The organism is Rhodospirillales bacterium (assembly GCA_028824295.1).
GTDB lineage: Bacteria > Pseudomonadota > Alphaproteobacteria > TMED109 > TMED109 > VXPW01.
The window spans coordinates 81,531-99,293 of the sequence record JAPPED010000007.1 but is presented as its reverse complement, the minus strand read 5'-3'; the positions used below and the strand labels follow the sequence as shown (position 1 = coordinate 99,293).

Sequence of the window (17,763 nt, the reverse complement as noted above, 5' to 3'; positions counted from 1 at the left end):
CTCACGGGATGCGCTCCACGTCGCGGCACGCCCGGCACAGGTCGCGCACGCTGTCCAGGCTCCGGGAGTCCGTGGTGGAGTCCGTGCCGCTGCCATAGAACACCGCTCCCGACTCCGCGAACAGTGCCGAGATCGGCGCTTGAAGCGGTTTGAAGCGGGGGTGCTCGACGAAGAAACGCTCGAGATCATGCTTGAACACGGCCCGGCCTGCGGTGGCATTGAATGCAGCGTGCATCTCGACCAGCGCGTCCGCGTACGCCACCGGCGCTCCGGGTCCCTTCATCCGGTGCTGGATCCGGCGGTAGGCACGCTCGAAGTGCCCGTGCGTCCGCATTCCGAATTGCCCTGCCAGATGCCGCCGGGCGATCAGCGCGGCCAGACCAAGCACCAGCACGCCCAGCGCAGTGACGCGTGCCGTGCGCATCGTGGTCGAAGCAGGTTCGGGGAGCAGAGCCGGCCGCAGATCCGGCAGGCGCCCGGGTGGCCTGTTCTCCGGGGCCAGCATCGGGGAAATCGTGAAAGCCCAACCGGGAACCACCACCGGGAAATCATCCTCGGGTCCGACGATTCGAAGACTCAGCGGCGGCGTGCCGGCCCCAATCACGCCCTGGGCCGCATTCACCACCTGGAAGCGGAGGCGAATGGTGTGGCGGGAGGTGCCGTCCCGGTTCCTGCCCTCGTGCGCCACGTCATTGAGGGACAGCCAACGGCTCACACGCCCCGGTTCCGGGATGGACTGGAGGTCCAGCTCGAATCCGGGATCCAGCGCCAGTGACACCTCGTGCTCGATCGTGTCGCCGATCACGTACCCGAACGACCGCGGGGTCTTCACCGACAGATGCTCGACGGCGGCATCCACGGGCGGTGACACGGTCAACAGCAACCCCGTCAGCACGGCCGCAAGCCTCAGGCAGATGGATCCGCGCAAGTTCGGCACCGGGCTGACCGGACGGGCTCTGGGAAGTTCGATTCGCCGGCTGCCGCTGGATTTGTCGGACGCAGTCCGGCCGGAGATGAATTTCGCGAGGGCATGCCTCGGCTGCCACTCGGATCGAATTGGCGCAGGGGCCAGGGGGGAGCCCGTGCCCCCGAGCGTACCGGAGCTCTCGCCGATGACCCCGCCTCGCGTTGCGGCAAGACGCTGCCCAGCCTGAACACGAGTGCTGGTCGGAGCCCCGGCGCTCACCGAGCGCATGAAATGTCTGCCTTGGAGCAAGAACCCGCAACGCCGGCCGCTGGGATCGGGTCAAGGATCGGCAGCATGGCGCTACGGACTGAAGTAACGATTGACGCGGTCGACATCGAATCGGTCGGTGAGCACCAACGGCGGGGCGCCGTGCGCAGCGAGGCAGTCGAACACCGCCGTCCTTCTCCGCTCCGCCTGGGCCCGGAGCCGATGCCGCAACGAAGGGCGCATCAAGAGCGTCCGCTCCTCCCCGGTCTCCGGATCCAGAACCCGCACGAGCCCCACCCGTGGCGATGGCTCCGATTCGCGGCTGTCCTCAAGAACGACCGGAACGACCTGGTGGCGCGCCACGCCGGTGAGGACGGACTCGAGCAGAGCGAGCGGGAAATGAAAGTCGGAGACCAGGAAGACGAGCGCACGACGGTTTCCGATCAGCGGGATCGCCTCCAGCAGACCGTCGGACCCTTGCCCGCACGGGATGCAATCGCGCAGCCGATCGGCCAGGTCGAGGTAGGCGCCCGACATCCTCGTCGGCGGCAGCAAGAACTCTCGGCGCACATGCACGTCGCAGCCGATGAACGCGAAGGCGTCACCTGCGCTCCCGGCGGAGTAACCGAGTGCCGACACGAGCGAGGCCAGGGTCTTGATTCGATCCCCCCGACCTCGGAATCCGAGCGAAGCGGACAGATCCGCAAGCACGTAGACGCGGATCGATGCGCGCTGGCGATAGCGTCGCACCAACAGCCGCCTGAGCGGATCCCGCGAGCTTGCCAGCAGATCCAGACGTCGCGGATCGCGCCCATCCAGCAGTGTCGTTCGGACCATCGGCTCCAGGCCGCCGCCGGTCTCCGTTCCCGGGTGCATGCCCGGACGGATGCTTCGCGCGCGACGGTTCAAGCGGTAGACCACCTCGGCAGGGGCTGGCGAACGTCCATTCGGAGCCTGTCCGGGAAACGGCCCGTGCGTTTCGTTCATGGCGACGCGACGGCTTCCAGGATTGCCGACGTGAACGGTCCCGCGATCTCCGACCGGCGCATCTCGTAAATCGGATTGAAGAAGATGCGGTGCGCGATCGCCGGTTCGAACACCGTGTGAATGTCTTCAGGGACGACCTCCGACCGTCCGGCCAGCCACGCGGCTACCCGAGCCGCCCGCAGCAGCATGCTCATGCCGCGGGGACTCGCCCCTGCCTGGACGAGTTCGGCAGCGGTCACGCCCGCAAGCTCGATGCCGAACGCCGCCGGGTTGCGGGTCGCGGCGCAGAGGTCGAGCGCATAGCGCAGCAGCGTCTCGGACGTTCCGACCGACGCTTGGATGCGCGCGGCCACGTCGTTGAGCTCGTGAAACGGTACGGTTGCCGGCTCCATCTCGTTGATCAGCGCGCCCACGTCGTGGTACCGGGTGTCGACCATGAGATCACGGAGCAGCGCCGGGTCATCCGGCATCTCGATGGTGATTTCCATGAAGAAGCGGTCGCGCACGGCTGCCGGGATCTCGAACGTCTCTTCGCGCTCGACGCGGTTGCGATCGGCGAAGACCTGCAGGTGGGGAAACTGGTGCTCGGTGTTGAAGGCGTTCACGTGGCGCTCCGCCATCGCTCGAAGCATGAGCGAGTGAACCTGCGGCCGGGCCCGGTTGATCTCGTTGAAGAAGAAGATGGAGAGGTCGGGGCCATGCTTGAGCAGCGGACCGGCTTCGACGCGTGGCTGGCCGTCCTGGGTGACGTAGGTGTAGTAAAGGAGATCGCTCGGCATCAGGTCGACGGTGCCTTCGATGCGCTCGAATGCACCGCCGATTCCGCGAGCGAGGGTCTGGAGGAGCGTCGTCTTGCCCACGCCCACGTCCCCTTCGAGCAGGACATGGCCGCGTGCAAAGGTCGCGAGCAGCAACAGGCGTACGGCCCGCTGCTGCCCGACCATGATCTGATTGGCACTGGCATCGAGCTGCAGTGCCCGATCGCGCCATGGGTCGATCTCGGTTCCAGGTTCGATCATCGGCTCTCTGAAATTGCTCGCATCGGGCTCGGGAGCCTGCCGACCTCGGACCGCCAGCCGCCGCAGATCGGCCTCAATGGCCAGGCCACCATGGATGGCGGATACAAGACCGGGCTGACCTGTACCCGGAAAGTCGGGTCACTGTATCCGAGAAAGGCGACCCTCAGGCGCTCCGTGATGATTCGGTGGAGGCTCCGACGAGCGGAGAGAGTTCGTGGGTGATACGGGACCGGGGCGGACGTGCGGCTTGGGCCGCCCCCGCTGGCATCTTATACTTGGCAGTCCCTGCCGGATCCCGTGCCGCCGGGCAGCCCGCAGCAAACCGGGGCCGCGCCATGAGCCGCGCCACATCCGCACCCATTCCTGTCAACACCGGCGCATTCACGGCGGTGCCGGTCGTCGATATCGGCGTTCGGACCGACGGTCCTGCGGCCCGGCGCGCGCTCGCGCAGCGACTCGGCGAGATCAGCCACCAGGTCGGTTTCGTGATCGTCACGCGTCATGGCATCGCGCCCGGAGTGATCCGCGACGTCTTCGGGCACGCGGCCCGCTTCTTCTCCCTATCCGAAGCTGACAAACGCAGCATCGACAAGCGCAATTCGCGTCATTTCCGCGGCTGGGAGCCGGTCGGCAGCGAATCCACCAACAACCGGCCCGACATCCGGGAGCAGATCGACCTGTGGACCGATCATCCGGCCCGGCCCCCTGATGCGGAACCCCACTACCTGCGGCTGCTGGGGCCGAACCAGTGGCCGCCGGAAGAGCTGACGCCGGGATTCAGGCCGGCGTTGGAACGCTGGTTCGACGAAATGGCGTTGCTGGCGGACGACCTGTTGCGTCTCCTCGCCCTCAGTCTGGGACTCGCCGAAAACCATTTCGACGATGTGTTCGGAACCGAGCGAATGTCGCTGACCAAGCTGATCAGCTACCCGGAGACGCCCCCGGACCAATTCGGCGTCAACGCCCATCACGATACCGGTTTCATGACCATCCTCGCGCCCGGGACGATCCCGGGCCTTGAGGTCGAGAACGCCGACGGGGACTGGATCCCGGTGCCGGTGATACCGGACTCCCTGGTGGTCAATCTCGGTGAGATCCTCCAGGCCATCACCGGCAACTACTTTGTCGCCACCCCGCACCGGGTCGTTACCCGAGAACCGCGGCTCTCGGCCGGCTATTTCCATGGCCCGTCGCTGGACATGCGACTCGATCCGCTCGACCTGCATCCGCGTTTCGCAGAGGCGGTCGCCCGCAGTCCGCGTCACGCTGGTGCGGGCTTCATGGCCCAGCGCGACGAAACCGAGGCGGGCGTCGGCGACATGGAGAGCAGGCACCATCCCTGCACCTACGGCGAGCAGCTATGGAATTACTTTGCACGCAGCTATCCCGACAACGTCGCACGGCACTGGCCAGACTCGGTTCGGCAGGCAAGCTTGACGGCTGATTGAACCTTTTCGGGAAGTCGCGCCGGGATCGATCAGGCCGCCGCGTTGCGCGCTCTTCCCGGTTTGGGGGCCACGGCCCGCGCCCTGCGGGTAGAGGGCGCGGCGGCAGGTGTTTGCTCGAGAGGAACGACTCATGGCTGTCCGGACGATCCCCGAGCCCAATGACGCAGCGACAGTCGAACTTGCGGATGGAGGCACGATCCTGCTGCGACGCCACGGCAATCCGGACGGCGCGCGCATCGTGCTTAGCCACGGCAGCAGCTTTTCCGCGGACGCGTATTTCCCGTTCTGGTCGCTCTTGCTTCGAGACTACGATGTCGTCGTCTACGATCTTCGAAACCACGGATTGAACCCGCTGGGCGATCTTGGCAGCCATCACATGCCAATGATGGTCTGGGACAACCTTCGTGTTGTCCGTGCCATCGATCGGCACTTTGGCCCGAAGCCCAAGATCGGCATTTACCACTCGGTCTCGGCCGCCATCGCGGTCTTTCAGGCGGTCGAGGAAAGCAGCTTCGCGGGCCTGGTCCTGTTCGATCCGCCGGTTTGTCCACCCGGCCTGCCGGAAGCGCGGGAGCGGGCCATCCGCCTAACCGGTGCCCGGATGTCGGAGCGGGCAGCCACGCGACAAGGCGCCTTCGAGCACTGGGAGGACCTGGCGGAGACCTACAAGAATTCTCCCGTGTTTGAACTGGTGCGGCACGAAGACATCGACCTCCTGGCGAGAACGACGCTGCGGCGCAGCAAGGCAGGTTTCGAACTCTGCTGTCCACCGGCGTACGAGGCCAAGCTGTTCGAACAAATGTACAAATGGGCACTGGCGATCGACATCTTCACGTTCGACTTTCCGCTCAAGGTGATCGGTGGGGACCCCTTGGCCAAGTTCTCGTTTCTGCCGACCGTCAGCCTCGAGCAAATCGAACTGCTGGACTACGATTTCGTGCCCGATACGACTCACCTGCTCCAGCTTGAGCAGCCGGCCGTGTGCGCCGAACTTGCGATTGAATTCCTGAAGCAGTCGAAGCTCGTCTGACCATTGCCGGGCAGGAGAACGCGGAACGGCGATAGCCTCGCCTGGTGGGAATGCCTCAGAGCGTTGAACCGGCGGTGGCGTCCGCCGCCACCTGAAGGCGGGCGCTATGGATCCGGGAATCCATTGAGACTACGTGGGGGCGTAAACGGCAGCGAAGCCAATGGATCCACAGGCAGGCGGACGATCGATCGACAGCGCCATTCCACGTGGTCAGGAACGAGTCACCCGAAGGGGGGCCGTTCAATGCGGAAGCTGCCGTGTCCCGCGGTTGGGTGGTCTTGGGGCGTGGGAACTGACGGGCAATGTCAAGCGGCTTGCATTTGGTACCTTCGCCGTCGCCGGTAGCGTGAAGAGACATCGAGGGTCGAGCCGGTGTGCAGACAGACCGTCAGAATGTCCCTCCACGCTTCGCTCCAGCAAATGGGCCCGTGAGGAGTCGCCGACCACATCACAGGCAGTCGGTCAGACGCATTCGCTGGCCGCGATTCGGCGGGGCGATGATAGGCGGCGCATCTTGCGAATGCAATGCATTCGCATAACCCTTGCACGCGATGTTGCGCGGGCAGCATGGGGCGGTGCAGCATCGTCGAATGCCGTCGCTGCTGGTCCGGTCGGCCCGTTCGGCTGAGACTGCTGCCTGGCTGTTTGGGCTCCGTGTCACTGTAGATTGATTGACTGGAAGGAACGCCGACAACATGACCCGAGCGAACCCCTCAGGGCTTCCGAGCCAGCGCCATCTCTTCGACATTCCCGATGACGTGGCCTACCTGAACTGCGCCTACATGGGGCCCTTGTTGCACACGGCACTTGAAGCTGGGGAGCGGGGCGTTCGGGCCAAGGCTCGTCCATGGGGAATCGGCCCCGGCGATTTCTTCAGAGACGGTGAACGCGCCCGCGAGCTCTTTGCGCGGGTGATCGGCGCCGATGGCGAAGGCGTAGCGCTCGTTCCGTCGGCCAGCTACGGACTGTCGTGCGCTGCCCGAAACGTACAGCTGGCGCCCGGCGACCGAATCATCGTGCTGGCGGATCAGTTTCCCTCGAATGTCTACGTCTGGCGCGAGGCGGCGCGCTCCAGCGGCGCCTCGCTGGTGACGATCGCACGGCCGGCGGACGACGACTGGTCCCACGCGGTGCTCGCTGCGATCGACGAGCGCACCGCCGTGGTCGCGCTGCCACACTGCCACTGGACCGACGGCGGCCTGCTGAACCTCAATCGGATCGGCGCTCGCTGTCGAGAAGTAGGTGCCGCGCTGGTCCTGGATCTCACGCAGTCAGCCGGCGCGCTCCAGTTCGACACGGCCGCAGTGCAGCCGGATTACGTCGTCTGCGCAGGCTACAAGTGGCTGCTTGGACCCTATTCCTTGGGCTTTCTCTGGGTGGCGCCGGCCCATCGCGACGGCAAGCCCATCGAGTACAACTGGTCGGTGCGGGCGGGTGCGGAGGATTTCGCGCGACTCGTCAGCTATCGGGACGAATACCGACCGGGGGCACGTCGCTTCGACGTGGGAGAGAACGCGAATTTCGTGCTGGTTCCCATGCTCAACGCGGCGCTCGAGCAAATTCTCGAATGGGGCGTGGCGGCGATTGAGGAGACGCTCGCGCTACGCACCGCTCGAATCGCGGAACGGGCCACCGGCCTCGGCTTCAGGGCACTCCCCGAAGCGGCACGGGCAGGACACTTTCTCGGCCTCCGGTTTCCCGATGGCGAACCACCGGACGGCCTTGCTGCGGAATTCGCCACGGAACGGGTTTACGTCAGCGTCCGCGGTTCGTCCATACGGGTGACACCCCACCTCTACAACACGGATGCGGATGTCGAGCGGTTCCTCGACGTGCTCGGCAAGGCGGTGCAAGCGAAACGCTGACCCCGGACCGGGTTCGCCAGCGAACAATCCCCGTCGGCCCGCCCGGTCAGCCGACGCTTCCGCGAGCCCGGCGATGCAACCACGGCGACTTCCCGCACCACCCGCGCCTGGCTTGCAGGCTCCCGCTCGGCAGTCGATGGCAGGGCGGCCGGCACGGCACTTGTCGAGCGGTGCCAATCGGCGCTGGACGCTGGCGTGGCTGATGCTCTGCGCTCCGCCAGCCCGCACTCGAGTCAGGCGCTACCGGGGGTTCTTCAGGGTCAGGAAGTAGGTCCCGCCCGCCGATGGAAGCGGGCGTCTCGGGTGGATTCTCCGGATTCCTAGGACCGATCGGCAAACAGAAGATCCCCGGCATGGTCACTCACAGCACTCTCGCAAGGAAGGATTCGGAGTGGTCGGAGGCGAGCCGCGCCGGCAGCGGCGCGCCAAGGCGCCCGGTCCAGCTATCATCGGCACGTGAGACTCAGCTGGACTTCGCGGCGACCGCGATGAAGCGACGGAGTTGAACCGCTTATGCTCCCCGAAGACGTTCTTGCGCACCCCGCCGTACAACTGACCGAGGACCAGCGGCGGCACTACTTTGCGCAGGGCTACGTCGCGCTTCCCAACGCCATTGGCTCCAGCTGGACCGAGAAGCTGCAGGCCGCATCGCGGGAGCTCGTGGAGGAGAGCCGGCGGTGCTCCGCTTCAGGCAGCGTCTTCGAACTGGAGGAGGGACATTCCGCTGAATCCCCGCGGCTGCACCGCGTCTACAGCCCGCAGGATCATCATCCTGTGTTCTGGGACTTCATCTGCAGCGAGGAGATGACGGCCCTGGCGGCGGACGTCGTCGGGCCAGACGTCAAGTTTCATCACGCCAAGCTCAATCTCAAGTCGGCGCGCGGCAGCAGGGGATTCGACTGGCATCAGGACATTCAGGCGTGGCCGCATACCGACTACAGCCCGGTCACGATCGGGGTGTACATCGAAGGCTGTGCCGCGGATCAGGGCCCGCTTGCGATGGTTCCCGGCAGCCACCACGGCAAGCTCTACAGCATGTACGACGAGGCCGGCTCGTTTGCGGTCCGAATTCCGCCCGAGGAACTGGAGTGGCTCGACGATGGCGCGGTGGATGCACCTACGGGACCCGCCGGCACTGCGGTACTGCTCGGATGCAGGACGATCCACGGCTCCGTGCGGAACCATTCCCTCCGGGACCGGCCGCTATTGCTGGTGGTCTATTCGAGCGCCGACTCGTTCGCCTACACCGCCAGTCCGATCGATAGTCCCCGCCTGGGAGAAATCGTCCGCGGCAGCCCGGCTCGGTACGCGAGTTTCGACATCCGTCCCTGCGAACTGCCTCCGGACTGGGCCAGGCAGGGTTATGGCGGACCCTGGAAACGTCAGCAGGCGGCCGAGCAGACGCAGGTGTCTGACACTCGTCGAGCAGCCGCGGGGAACGATTAGGGAATTCGGCCCGGACGCGTTATCCAGGAACCGATCGGACGGGGGCCGCGTCCGTTTCAACGCCAGAGACCGGGGCTTCCGCACCCCCCGCGCCAGGATGACTTCTGTCCGTTCCTTGCGCGATTCGATGGAACATGACGCAGATCCCGGCGATTGACGACGCCGGCTCCGGCGGGCACCGCCTGTGTCAGCCGCGGTGAGACGTCCGGATCAAGATTCGTGGGTTGTCGCCACAGGCGTAAGACTTGCTGGTCAGGTTGCCCGCCGTCGTGATCGCGGCTGGTCGTGACCGGTCCATCCTCGCCGGAAGCTGGCACTCCACCGACGAACGGCCAGCTAGGAACTCCGCCACGTGTCGGCGCGATTTGACGCCAGTCCGCTCCCGGACCCGGCGCGATTCCAATTCAGGCGGCGTGCGGGACCGTTGACGCGCCGATGCAGTCGTCCTCAAGCGCCTGAATCGGCGCAAAATCTCGATGCGCCACCCAAGCCGGGCGCTGGAAGCGGCGAATGTGGTTGTCCACGTGGCACAGCGACAGGTAAACGATGGTACGGCTCAACGGGCTGATGTTCGGCGGACTGGCATGCACCATCAGTGACGAAAACAGCAGCACGCCCCCTGGCGCCCCGGTCGGGGCGACGCAGCCGCCCTGGTCGGAGAGCTCCGTCACCTTTTCCTCGCTCAAGGTCCACAGGGGATAGCTCGTCGTCTGCTTGTCGTGCACCGCATTCACCACCCCGTGCTTGTGGCTGCGCGGGATCAGCAGGAGGGGGCCGTTGGCAGCTGTCACCTCATCTAGGAAAACGGCAATGTTCATGGCCCTTGGCTCGGGCATCTCGTCGTCCCGATGCCAGGTGCCGAAGTCCTGGTGCCATTGCCAGACCTCTCCGTTAAAGGCGGCCTTTGCATTGACCTTGAACTGGTGCATGTAGACCGGTCCGTCGAGAAGCTGCATGACCGGTGTGATCAAGCGCGGGTGACGACCGAGGCGGCGGAACGTTTCGTGATACTCGTGCGCGGCAAATGCCGTACGCGCTACACCGCTCGACTCCCGCCACACTTCGGGACGTTCTAGGGCCAACACTTCGTCCGCCGCTGTCCGCAGCAGACTGGCCTCCTCCGGGGTGAACACCTCCGGCAGGAACAGGTAGCCCTCGGTATCGAAGTGGGCGAGTTGCTCTCTAGAGAGGTTCATTTGCTGCTCCCTCGCGGAACGCGGACATCGGATTCGACGCATCGGAGTGGCAGAGAGATTGTCCGAAGCCGGGGAGAATCGCAAGCGCCTCCTCGCCGCTTGAACAAGCTGCCGAGCCTCTGCTGGCAACGTTGCATGCGCACCTCCGCGTTCGGGTTGGCCGGTCTTCGGCAGGGCCAGCAGCGACGAGCCCGCGCCCACGGCCGGTACGTGCTGGCCGGTTCGGATGAATTCGACTGGGCGAAGCTGGACGGGCCTGTCTCCGATCTCTCCGACACATGATCACTGGGTTTCGCTGGCGCCGGCACTACCTCACCGTTCTCGGACGGGGCCTTCCGGGACGGTCCCCACCGTGCCCGGTATCGATTGCCAACGCGATGCACTCCGGGATATCGTGCTTTCGAGGTTCGCCGACTCTGGTGCAGGGTTGGATTGCACATGTGTGGAATCGTAGGCCTTTTTCTCAAGAACCCGGCGCTCCGAGACCGCCTTGGGAGCCATTTCGCGACCATGCTCGCGGGTATGGGGGAGCGAGGCCCCGACAGCGCTGGAATCGCCGTGTATCAGGACGTGCCGAACGGCTTCCAGTGCAGGGTGACGTTGTTTCATCCCGACGCGGGGTTTCCGTGGCAGGACGTGGCGAAGGGCCTGTCCGGGGAACTCGAGACCGAGGTCAATGTCGTCGTCAAGGGAAACCATGCGCTACTCGACGCTGACCAGGATGTGTCCACCGTTACCCGTCGGCTGACCGACATCAGTCCGGACATTCGTCTCGTCGGGTACGGCAAGTCCATTGCGGTCTTCAAGGACAAGGGCAGCGCTGACGAGATCGTGACGCGTTTCGGCCTTGCAGACATGGCCGGGACGCACGCGATCGGGCACACGCGGATGGCGACGGAAAGTGACGTCACCACGGCGCACGCGCATCCGTTCATCGCGGACGAAGATGTTTGCCTGGTGCACAACGGATCGCTCAGCAACCACAATCGGTTGCGCGGTTGGCTGGCCCGGCGAGGCATGCGGTTCGAGACCGATAACGATACCGAAGTAGCGGCGCGCTATTTCGCCTACCGGCTGCAGCAGGGAGCCGACCTCAAGGAAGCGATGGAAGCCGGCCTTCACGACCTCGACGGCTTCTTTACCTTTGCGGCCGGCACGCGCACTGGTTTCGCCGTGCTTCGAGACGGATTTTCCTGCAAGCCGGCGGTGCTGGCGGAAACCGGCGACTGGGTGGCCATGGCCTCTGAGTTCCGGTCGCTCGCGGACCTGCCCGGCGTCGACGACGCGAGAATCTGGGAGCCGGAACCCCAGGTGGTGTACGACTGGACGCTGGGGCACAGCGCATGAATACGGTGAGCCTGTCGCTCACGAGCGTTCGTGAACTGAACGAGCAGCTGCGTGGGGCTCCGGACGACGGGTCGGTGCCGGCCTGGCGCGTCACCGATCCCAAGGGGGCGCATGCGGTGGCCGCCGGCCTGACGGGGCCTGTTCAGGTCCAGATCGATGGCCACGTGGGGTACTACTGTGCCGGCATGAACCAGCACGCCGCAATCACCGTCGACGGACACTGCGGGACGGGGGTGGCCGAGAACATGATGTCCGGCATCGTCCGTATCCGGGGCAACGCGTCACAGAGTGCCGGCGCCTCTGGTCACGGCGGCATGCTGGTTATCGAGGGCAATGCCGGACCTCGCTGCGGGATTTCGATGAAGGGCATCGACATCGTCGTAGGCGGAAAAACCGGCCATATGAGCGGATTCATGGCGCAGTCTGGAAATCTGGTCATCTGTGGGGATGCGGGGAACGATCTCGGCGACTCCATTTACGAAGCAGTGATCTATGTCGGCGGCTCTGCGGCAAGCTTGGGTGCCGACTGCGTCGAGAAGGAAATGACCCCGAAGCACCGTTCGCGTCTTCAGGATCTCCTCTCCCGAGCCGGGATGGAGCGGGACCTTGACCGCTTCCGGCGTTTCGGTTCGGCGCGGAGGCTGTACCACTTTCATGTCGATCACGCCGATTCGTATTAGGAAGCATCTTGACAGTCGTTGACCCGCGCGGGTTAAGGCCCTCCCACACCTTTCCAGCCCACGTGCTGGCCGAGATCCACCGTGCAGCCGACCAGGGCGTCTACGAGATCAGGGGATTTGGCACCAAGCGCCCGCTTCCCGGTTTCGACGATCTGGTCTTTCTGGGGGCGTCCATGTCGCGCTACCCCCTGGAGGGCTACCGGGAACGCTGCGACACCGGGGTGACGCTGGGGACCCGCTTCGCTTCGAGACCAATCGAACTGAAGATTCCAATCACCATTGCAGGCATGAGTTTCGGTGCCCTCGGCGCCAACGCGAAGGAGGCGATCGGTCGTGCCTGCACGGCGATGGGAATAAGTTCCACCACCGGTGACGGGGGCATGACCGAGGAGGAACGGCAATCGTCAGAGACCCTCGTGTACCAGGTGCTCCCCTCGCGCTACGGCATGAATCCCGACGACCTGCGACGCGCGGACGCCATCGAGATTGTCGTCGGGCAAGGGGCGAAACCCGGCGGCGGCGGCGTGCTTCTCGGCCAGAAGATCACCGAGCGCGTCGCCGGCATGAGAGATCTTCCGGAGGGCATCGATCAGCGCAGCGCATGCCGGCATCCGGATTGGACCGGGCCCGACGACCTCGCCATCAAGATTCAGGAGTTGCGCGAAGTTACCGGTTGGGAGAAGCCGGTGTACGTGAAGATCGGGGCTTCCCGCCCGACGTACGACGTGGCACTTGCCGTGAAGGCGGGTGCCGACGTGATTGTCCTGGACGGCATGCAGGGCGGGACGGCGGCGACGCAGGATGTGTTCATCGAGCACGTCGGGATTCCGACCCTTCCGGCCCTACGCCAAGCGGTTGAGGCGCTGCAGTCCCTCGACGTGCACCGAGAGGTTCAACTGGTCGTATCGGGGGGCATCCGCTCGGGCGCCGACGTCGCCAAGGCCTTGGCGTTGGGTGCGGATGCGGTCTCCATCGGCTCCGCCGCGATGGTCGCCCTGGGTTGCAACAAGGCCGTGCACGTCGAGGACTACCAAGCCATCGGGACGGAGCCCGGCTACTGCCACCATTGCCACACCGGGCGCTGTCCGGTCGGCGTGACAACACAGGACCCGGTGCTGGAAGCCAGGCTCCGGCCCGAGCAAGGTGCGCGGTGGCTGAGGAACTATCTGACCGCGATGGTCCTTGAACTGCAGACGATCGCCCGCGCCAACGGCAAGAGCCACGTGCTCAATCTCGAGCCCGAGGATATGGCGGCACTGACCGTGGAGGCCGCCGCCATGGCGGGGATCCCGCTCGCCGGAACCAGCTGGATTCCCGGCAAGGGGTGACTGAAGAAACTCGGGGCAACGCCATCAGTCTTGCCGACTGGGCAGGGCGACGGGAAAAACGTTAGGGGGTCAGCATGGCCATCGATCTGGCAAAAGTCGCACAGGAAAACGGAATTCGTTACTTCCTTGTCAGTTTTGTCGATTTGTTCGGCGTACTGCGCGCGAAGCTGGTGCCGGCGCATGCCATCGGCGACATGCAGGTCGACGGCGCGGGGTTCGCCGGCTTCGCTGCGTGGCTGGACATGACGCCCGCCGATCCGGACATGTTCGCGATTCCCGATCCGGCGAGTCTCATCCAACTGCCCTGGAACCGCGAGGTCGGCTGGCTAGCGGCAGACTTGTGGATGGACGGGAAAGAGGTCGCGGCATCCCCGCGCGCCGTCCTCAAGAACCAGATCGCCCGCGCGTCCGCACATGGATACAGGATGAAGACCGGCGTCGAATGCGAGTATTTCCTTCTGGCGGCGGACGACGACGCGATTTCGGACGCACGCGACGTGCAGGCGAAACCCTGCTACGACCAGACCGCACTGATGCGCCGGTACGACGTGATCAGCGAGATCTGCGACGCCATGATCGAGCTGGGCTGGAACCCGTATCAGAACGATCATGAGGATGCCAACGGGCAGTTCGAGATGAATTGGGAGTACGCGGACTGCCTCACGACGGCGGATCGGCACGCGTTCTTCAAGTACATGGTCAAGTCGATTGCGGAAAAGCACGGGTACCGCGCGACGTTCATGCCCAAACCGTTTCCACATTTGACCGGTAGCGGCTGCCACTGCCATGTCTCGATCTGGGATTCCGACGGGACGGTCAATCTCTTCGACGATGACGACGGCGAGCTGGGCCTCTCCGCACTGGCTTACAGTTTCCTCGGCGGCATCCTCCACTCCGCGGATGCGATGTGCGCGCTGTTCAACCCCACCGTCAACAGCTACAAGCGGATCGATGCGGCGGTCACCCAGTCCGGCGCCACCTGGTCGCCCAACGCGGTCAGCTATTCGGGCAACAACCGCACGCACATGGTGCGGATTCCCGAACCCGGACGCTTTGAACTCAGGCTCATGGACGGGTCGGCCAATCCGTATCTGCTGCAGGCGGGCGTTCTGGCTGCAGGGCTTGACGGGATCATGAATCGGCGAGACCCTGGCAAGCGCCTGGACGTGAACATGTACACTGAGGGCGCGCGCCTTCGGCGCCTGCGCAAGCTGCCGGTCAATCTGCTCGACGCATTGCGGCTGTTCGAGAAGAGCCGGGTTGCCCGCGAGGCCTTGGGGGCCGAGTTCGTGGCGAGCTACGCGAAACTCAAGAACGAGGAGTGGCGGAGTTACGCGACGACGCTATCGCGCTGGGAATTCGAACACACCTTGGACTGCTGACGCGGCGGGCGTTCCGGACACGGGGCGCCGGAGCTCGGCCGCCGATTGTGCCCGGGCCCGCCGCCCGCTTCGCGGCCCTGCATTCACCGACCACTTGGGCTGTCGACCATTCGGTGCCAGCGCACACCCCCTAGGTCCGACCGATTTCAGACCCGATCGTTTCGGGTGGCAGAGACACAGCGCGAACTGAAGTTCGCGTCCGACACCATCGTCGACGGGGTTCCCGACCACGCTCGGCTGAAGGGTCGCTGCGGGCGATGGTCGTTGGACGTTTGGGGTCCGCAGCTGCCGTACGCGGCGGTCACGAGCGCGCCTGATACCAGGCGCGTGCGAGGCGGCGCAGGCTCGGCGACGCGATACGACGAACCGGGCGGGCATCGCGCCTTCGGCAGGGGGAATGTTTCGGGCGGCTGCGCTAGGCCGACGTCCCCGATGCTCCGCCGGTCGCAACGGTCCCGGATTTCTTCCGGTCGAGGGCGATCAGAATGGCGGGAAGAAGCAGAAAATCCGCAAGCAGCGCCAGCACGATCGTCATGGTCACCATCACGCCCAGCGTCCAGCTGACCTCGAAACCGGACGTCGCAAATATCAGGAAGCCGGCCGACAGGACCGCGGTCGTGGTCCATAGCGCCTTGCCGACGGTGCGGAACGTTTCACGCACGGCATCCGTGCTCGATTGACCCTCGCGTCGGGCCTTCCGGTACTTGGTCAGGAAATGGATCGTATCGTCAACGACGATCCCGAAGGCAATGGCCGTCATGATCGAGCCGGCCAATCCGACCTGGCCCACCAAGTGCCCCCACAGTCCGAACGTCATGATCGCGGGAATGAAGTTCGGTATGAGGCTCACCAGCCCCAATTTCACGCTTCTGAAAACCACGATCAGGATTAGTGAAATCAGGCCCATCGCGATGATCGTTCCCCGCAACATGCTGTAAATGTTGCGCTGGAAAAGATCGGAGAAGACGATACTGAATCCCGTCGCCTCGGTGGCGAGGTCGGGTGCGTTCGCCTGAAGCCAGGCCTGCGCGCGGGCGTCCAGTTCGAGCAGCGCCTGCGAGGAGACGCCCCGAACGGTGACCGTCAATCGCGTGGCGGACTTGCCGACATCGATGCGGTCATTCAGGTCCGCCCCGAACGGAAGCGACAGCTCGTACAGCAGCAGGTACTGAGCGGCGAGTTCGGGATCGTCAGGCAACCGGTACAGCGCAGCGTCGTCGCCGTGCATGTTCTTGTTGAGGCGCTTCATGATGTCTGAGAAGGCCTGGACATGGGTCACATCGGGCTGCTCCCGGTACCATTCCGCAAAGGCGTCTACCGCCTGCAGGTACTCCGGTTCGGTGATGGCCCCTTCTGATCCGGCATGCAGCGAATACTCCAGCTTGTACAAGCCGTTCAGGTTCTGAAGGATGAAGTCGGTGTCCCGCCGGAACTCGTAGCGATCGTCGAAATACTCGGGCCAGTTATCGGTAAGCACGTTTCGGGGTACGCCCGAGATGAGGGCAGCGACCAGTACCACCATCAGGCACAGCAGCGCGGTCGGGCGTTTGACCACGAAAGCGCCGAAACGATCGAAGAACGGTGTCTGCTCGGAGCGGGCGGCGGGCGCCCGCAGGGGCAGGATGGACAGCAGGGCCGGCAGGAGCGTGACCGAATAGACGAAAGCCATAAGGACGCCGAACGCGACGAAATTGCCCAGCACGTGGAACGGTGGCGAATCGGACGCGTTCAGGCTGAGAAAGCCGATGATCGTCGTCAACGAGGTCAAGAACACCGGATAGACATTGGCATGGAATGCCGCCGCGATGGCGGCGTTCTTCTCCATCCCATGGCTCATGCGGTGGAGAGTGGCAGTGACGATGTGGACAGAGTGCGCGATCGCCACGGTCATGACGATGATCGGGACCCCGGCGTTGGCGGGGCTGAACATCGTCCCCAGCCAACCCGCGACCCCCATCGTGGTGTTGACGATGAACATGAGCAGGACCGCGAGCGCGATCGTGCCGTAGAGGGATCGGAGAAGGAGGGCCGCAGCCGCAACGATGACGAGGAATACGACCGGCCCCAGAATCTCGAGGTCGTCCCGCGTGGCGTCCGCGAAGGTTCGGCTCATGACCACGTCGCCGGTCATGTAGTAGGCGATGTCCGTATGTTGTGTGCGCGCCTCGTCCAGAACGCCGTTCAGGTAGTCGGTAATCTCGACCACCGCGGCGTCCTCGTTGTCCGGCAAGACAAAATTGATTACCAATCCTCCGACCCGACCATCCAGGGATACGAGGCGACCGGCAACTTCGATTTCGTTGAGGGCGATGGCTTCCACGCGGGCCAGGTCCGCATCGCTCAGCGAGCTGGCGTCTACCACGAGCGGCTCGACGATCAGGTCGTCCCCCAATGCCTCGCTGTGTGAGTAGTTGGTGAGCGAATTGACGCGACTCGAGTGCGGCGCGCGCCAGGCCGTTTCGGTCATTTCCTCCAGGGCGCCGAGACCTTCCCGGGTAAATATCGATCCATCATTTGGAGCCAGTGCGATCAGCACAGCTCGCGATTCCGAATAAGTCCTCTCAAGCTGGTCCAGGGTTGCCAGCTGGGGATCGTCTTCGTTGAACATGATGCGGTAGTCGTTTGAAATGCCGATAAAGACTGCCCCGGCGGATACCGTCAGCATTACCAGCCCGGCGACAGCAACTACCAGCCATCGCCGTCGCATAACTACGTCAAGGTAGTGGTCGAGTTGTGCACGATCGAACATCTTGGTGATTGTCCTGGAGGCTGGGTGCTACGGGGCTAACGGGGCCTCGCAAGGGCGGCCCCGTCTGCGCAGACTTGGCTGCTGGTGACTAGTCGACCGAAGTCGGGGCACG

14 protein-coding genes are annotated in these 17,763 nt (G+C 64.6%); 9 read left to right on the top strand and 5 right to left on the bottom strand.

From position 1 onward, the window contains the following. Position 1 precedes the first annotated feature (1 nt). The 3 genes from OXH60_04280 to OXH60_04270 all read right to left on the bottom strand — a co-directional run bounded on the left by OXH60_04280 (position 2) and on the right by OXH60_04270 (position 3,180). Positions 2-928 (bottom strand): hypothetical protein, encoded by a 927-nt coding sequence (locus OXH60_04280; GenBank protein ID MDE0711335.1) that lies wholly within the window; start codon positions 926-928, stop codon positions 2-4. Positions 929-1,267: 339 nt separating this feature from the next. Continuing rightward, positions 1,268-2,161 (bottom strand): hypothetical protein, encoded by an 894-nt coding sequence (locus tag OXH60_04275; GenBank protein MDE0711334.1) that lies wholly within the window; start codon positions 2,159-2,161, stop codon positions 1,268-1,270. Continuing rightward, positions 2,158-3,180 carry a MoxR family ATPase gene (locus OXH60_04270; GenBank protein MDE0711333.1) on the bottom strand — a complete coding sequence of 341 codons (1,023 nt, stop codon included), beginning with the start codon at positions 3,178-3,180 and terminating at the stop codon, positions 2,158-2,160. Before OXH60_04270 ends, OXH60_04275 begins: the two co-directional genes overlap by 4 nt. A gap of 335 nt (positions 3,181-3,515) precedes the next feature. Here OXH60_04270 and OXH60_04265 point away from each other — a divergent pair, with 335 nt between their 5' ends. From OXH60_04265 to OXH60_04250, 4 genes are all read left to right on the top strand, one after another. Next, entirely contained in the window at positions 3,516-4,628 is a 1,113-nt protein-coding gene (locus OXH60_04265; GenBank protein MDE0711332.1) for a hypothetical protein, read from the top strand. Between the two features lie 130 nt (positions 4,629-4,758). Further along, positions 4,759-5,658, top strand: a complete 900-nt coding sequence (locus OXH60_04260; protein MDE0711331.1) for an alpha/beta hydrolase — start codon at positions 4,759-4,761, stop codon at positions 5,656-5,658. Positions 5,659-6,353: 695 nt separating this feature from the next. Continuing rightward, complete coding sequence (locus OXH60_04255) at positions 6,354-7,523, top strand: aminotransferase class V-fold PLP-dependent enzyme (GenBank protein ID MDE0711330.1); 1,170 nt, start codon at positions 6,354-6,356, stop codon at positions 7,521-7,523. Between the two features lie 513 nt (positions 7,524-8,036). Then, positions 8,037-8,969: a phytanoyl-CoA dioxygenase family protein gene (locus tag OXH60_04250; protein ID MDE0711329.1), complete on the top strand. Its 933-nt coding sequence runs from the start codon at positions 8,037-8,039 to the stop codon at positions 8,967-8,969. Between the two features lie 404 nt (positions 8,970-9,373). On the opposite strand, the gene OXH60_04245 is transcribed toward OXH60_04250, so the two are convergent. Continuing rightward, complete coding sequence (locus OXH60_04245; protein ID MDE0711328.1) at positions 9,374-10,165, bottom strand: phytanoyl-CoA dioxygenase family protein; 792 nt, start codon at positions 10,163-10,165, stop codon at positions 9,374-9,376. A 135-nt stretch (positions 10,166-10,300) separates the two neighbouring features. On the opposite strand from OXH60_04245, the gene OXH60_04240 reads away from it, so the two are divergent. The 5 genes from OXH60_04240 to glnT all read left to right on the top strand — a co-directional run bounded on the left by OXH60_04240 (position 10,301) and on the right by glnT (position 14,902). Then, positions 10,301-10,447: a hypothetical protein gene (locus OXH60_04240; GenBank protein MDE0711327.1), complete on the top strand. Its 147-nt coding sequence runs from the start codon at positions 10,301-10,303 to the stop codon at positions 10,445-10,447. 156 nt (positions 10,448-10,603) lie between these two features. Then, a complete protein-coding gene (locus tag OXH60_04235; protein MDE0711326.1) occupies positions 10,604-11,512 on the top strand; it encodes a glutamine amidotransferase in 909 nt (302 codons plus the stop codon). Then, positions 11,509-12,192 (top strand): protein glxC, encoded by a 684-nt coding sequence (locus OXH60_04230; protein ID MDE0711325.1) that lies wholly within the window; start codon positions 11,509-11,511, stop codon positions 12,190-12,192. Before OXH60_04235 ends, OXH60_04230 begins: the two co-directional genes overlap by 4 nt. An 8-nt stretch (positions 12,193-12,200) precedes the next feature. Then, positions 12,201-13,520, top strand: coding sequence for an FMN-binding glutamate synthase family protein (locus tag OXH60_04225; protein MDE0711324.1), 1,320 nt, complete (start codon positions 12,201-12,203; stop codon positions 13,518-13,520). A gap of 74 nt (positions 13,521-13,594) precedes the next feature. Next, positions 13,595-14,902: a type III glutamate--ammonia ligase gene (glnT, locus tag OXH60_04220; protein MDE0711323.1), complete on the top strand. Its 1,308-nt coding sequence runs from the start codon at positions 13,595-13,597 to the stop codon at positions 14,900-14,902. A 415-nt stretch (positions 14,903-15,317) separates the two neighbouring features. Here the strand turns inward: glnT and OXH60_04215 are convergent, their stop codons facing one another. After that, entirely contained in the window at positions 15,318-17,651 is a 2,334-nt protein-coding gene (locus OXH60_04215) for an MMPL family transporter (protein ID MDE0711322.1), read from the bottom strand. Positions 17,652-17,763: the final 112 nt, after the last annotated feature.

Coding starts and splice junctions, on each gene's coding strand:
- OXH60_04235 (MDE0711326.1), top strand. CDS start 10,604: ATGTGTGGAATCGTAGGCCTTTTTCTCAAGAACCCGGCGCTCCGAGAC.
- OXH60_04255 (MDE0711330.1), top strand. CDS start 6,354: ATGACCCGAGCGAACCCCTCAGGGCTTCCGAGCCAGCGCCATCTCTTC.
- OXH60_04240 (MDE0711327.1), top strand. CDS start 10,301: ATGCGCACCTCCGCGTTCGGGTTGGCCGGTCTTCGGCAGGGCCAGCAG.
- OXH60_04265 (MDE0711332.1), top strand. CDS start 3,516: ATGAGCCGCGCCACATCCGCACCCATTCCTGTCAACACCGGCGCATTC.
- glnT (MDE0711323.1), top strand. CDS start 13,595: ATGGCCATCGATCTGGCAAAAGTCGCACAGGAAAACGGAATTCGTTAC.
- OXH60_04275 (MDE0711334.1), bottom strand. CDS start 2,161: ATGAACGAAACGCACGGGCCGTTTCCCGGACAGGCTCCGAATGGACGT.
- OXH60_04245 (MDE0711328.1), bottom strand. CDS start 10,165: ATGAACCTCTCTAGAGAGCAACTCGCCCACTTCGATACCGAGGGCTAC.
- OXH60_04215 (MDE0711322.1), bottom strand. CDS start 17,651: ATGTTCGATCGTGCACAACTCGACCACTACCTTGACGTAGTTATGCGA.
- OXH60_04260 (MDE0711331.1), top strand. CDS start 4,759: ATGGCTGTCCGGACGATCCCCGAGCCCAATGACGCAGCGACAGTCGAA.
- OXH60_04270 (MDE0711333.1), bottom strand. CDS start 3,180: ATGATCGAACCTGGAACCGAGATCGACCCATGGCGCGATCGGGCACTG.
- OXH60_04250 (MDE0711329.1), top strand. CDS start 8,037: ATGCTCCCCGAAGACGTTCTTGCGCACCCCGCCGTACAACTGACCGAG.
- OXH60_04230 (MDE0711325.1), top strand. CDS start 11,509: ATGAATACGGTGAGCCTGTCGCTCACGAGCGTTCGTGAACTGAACGAG.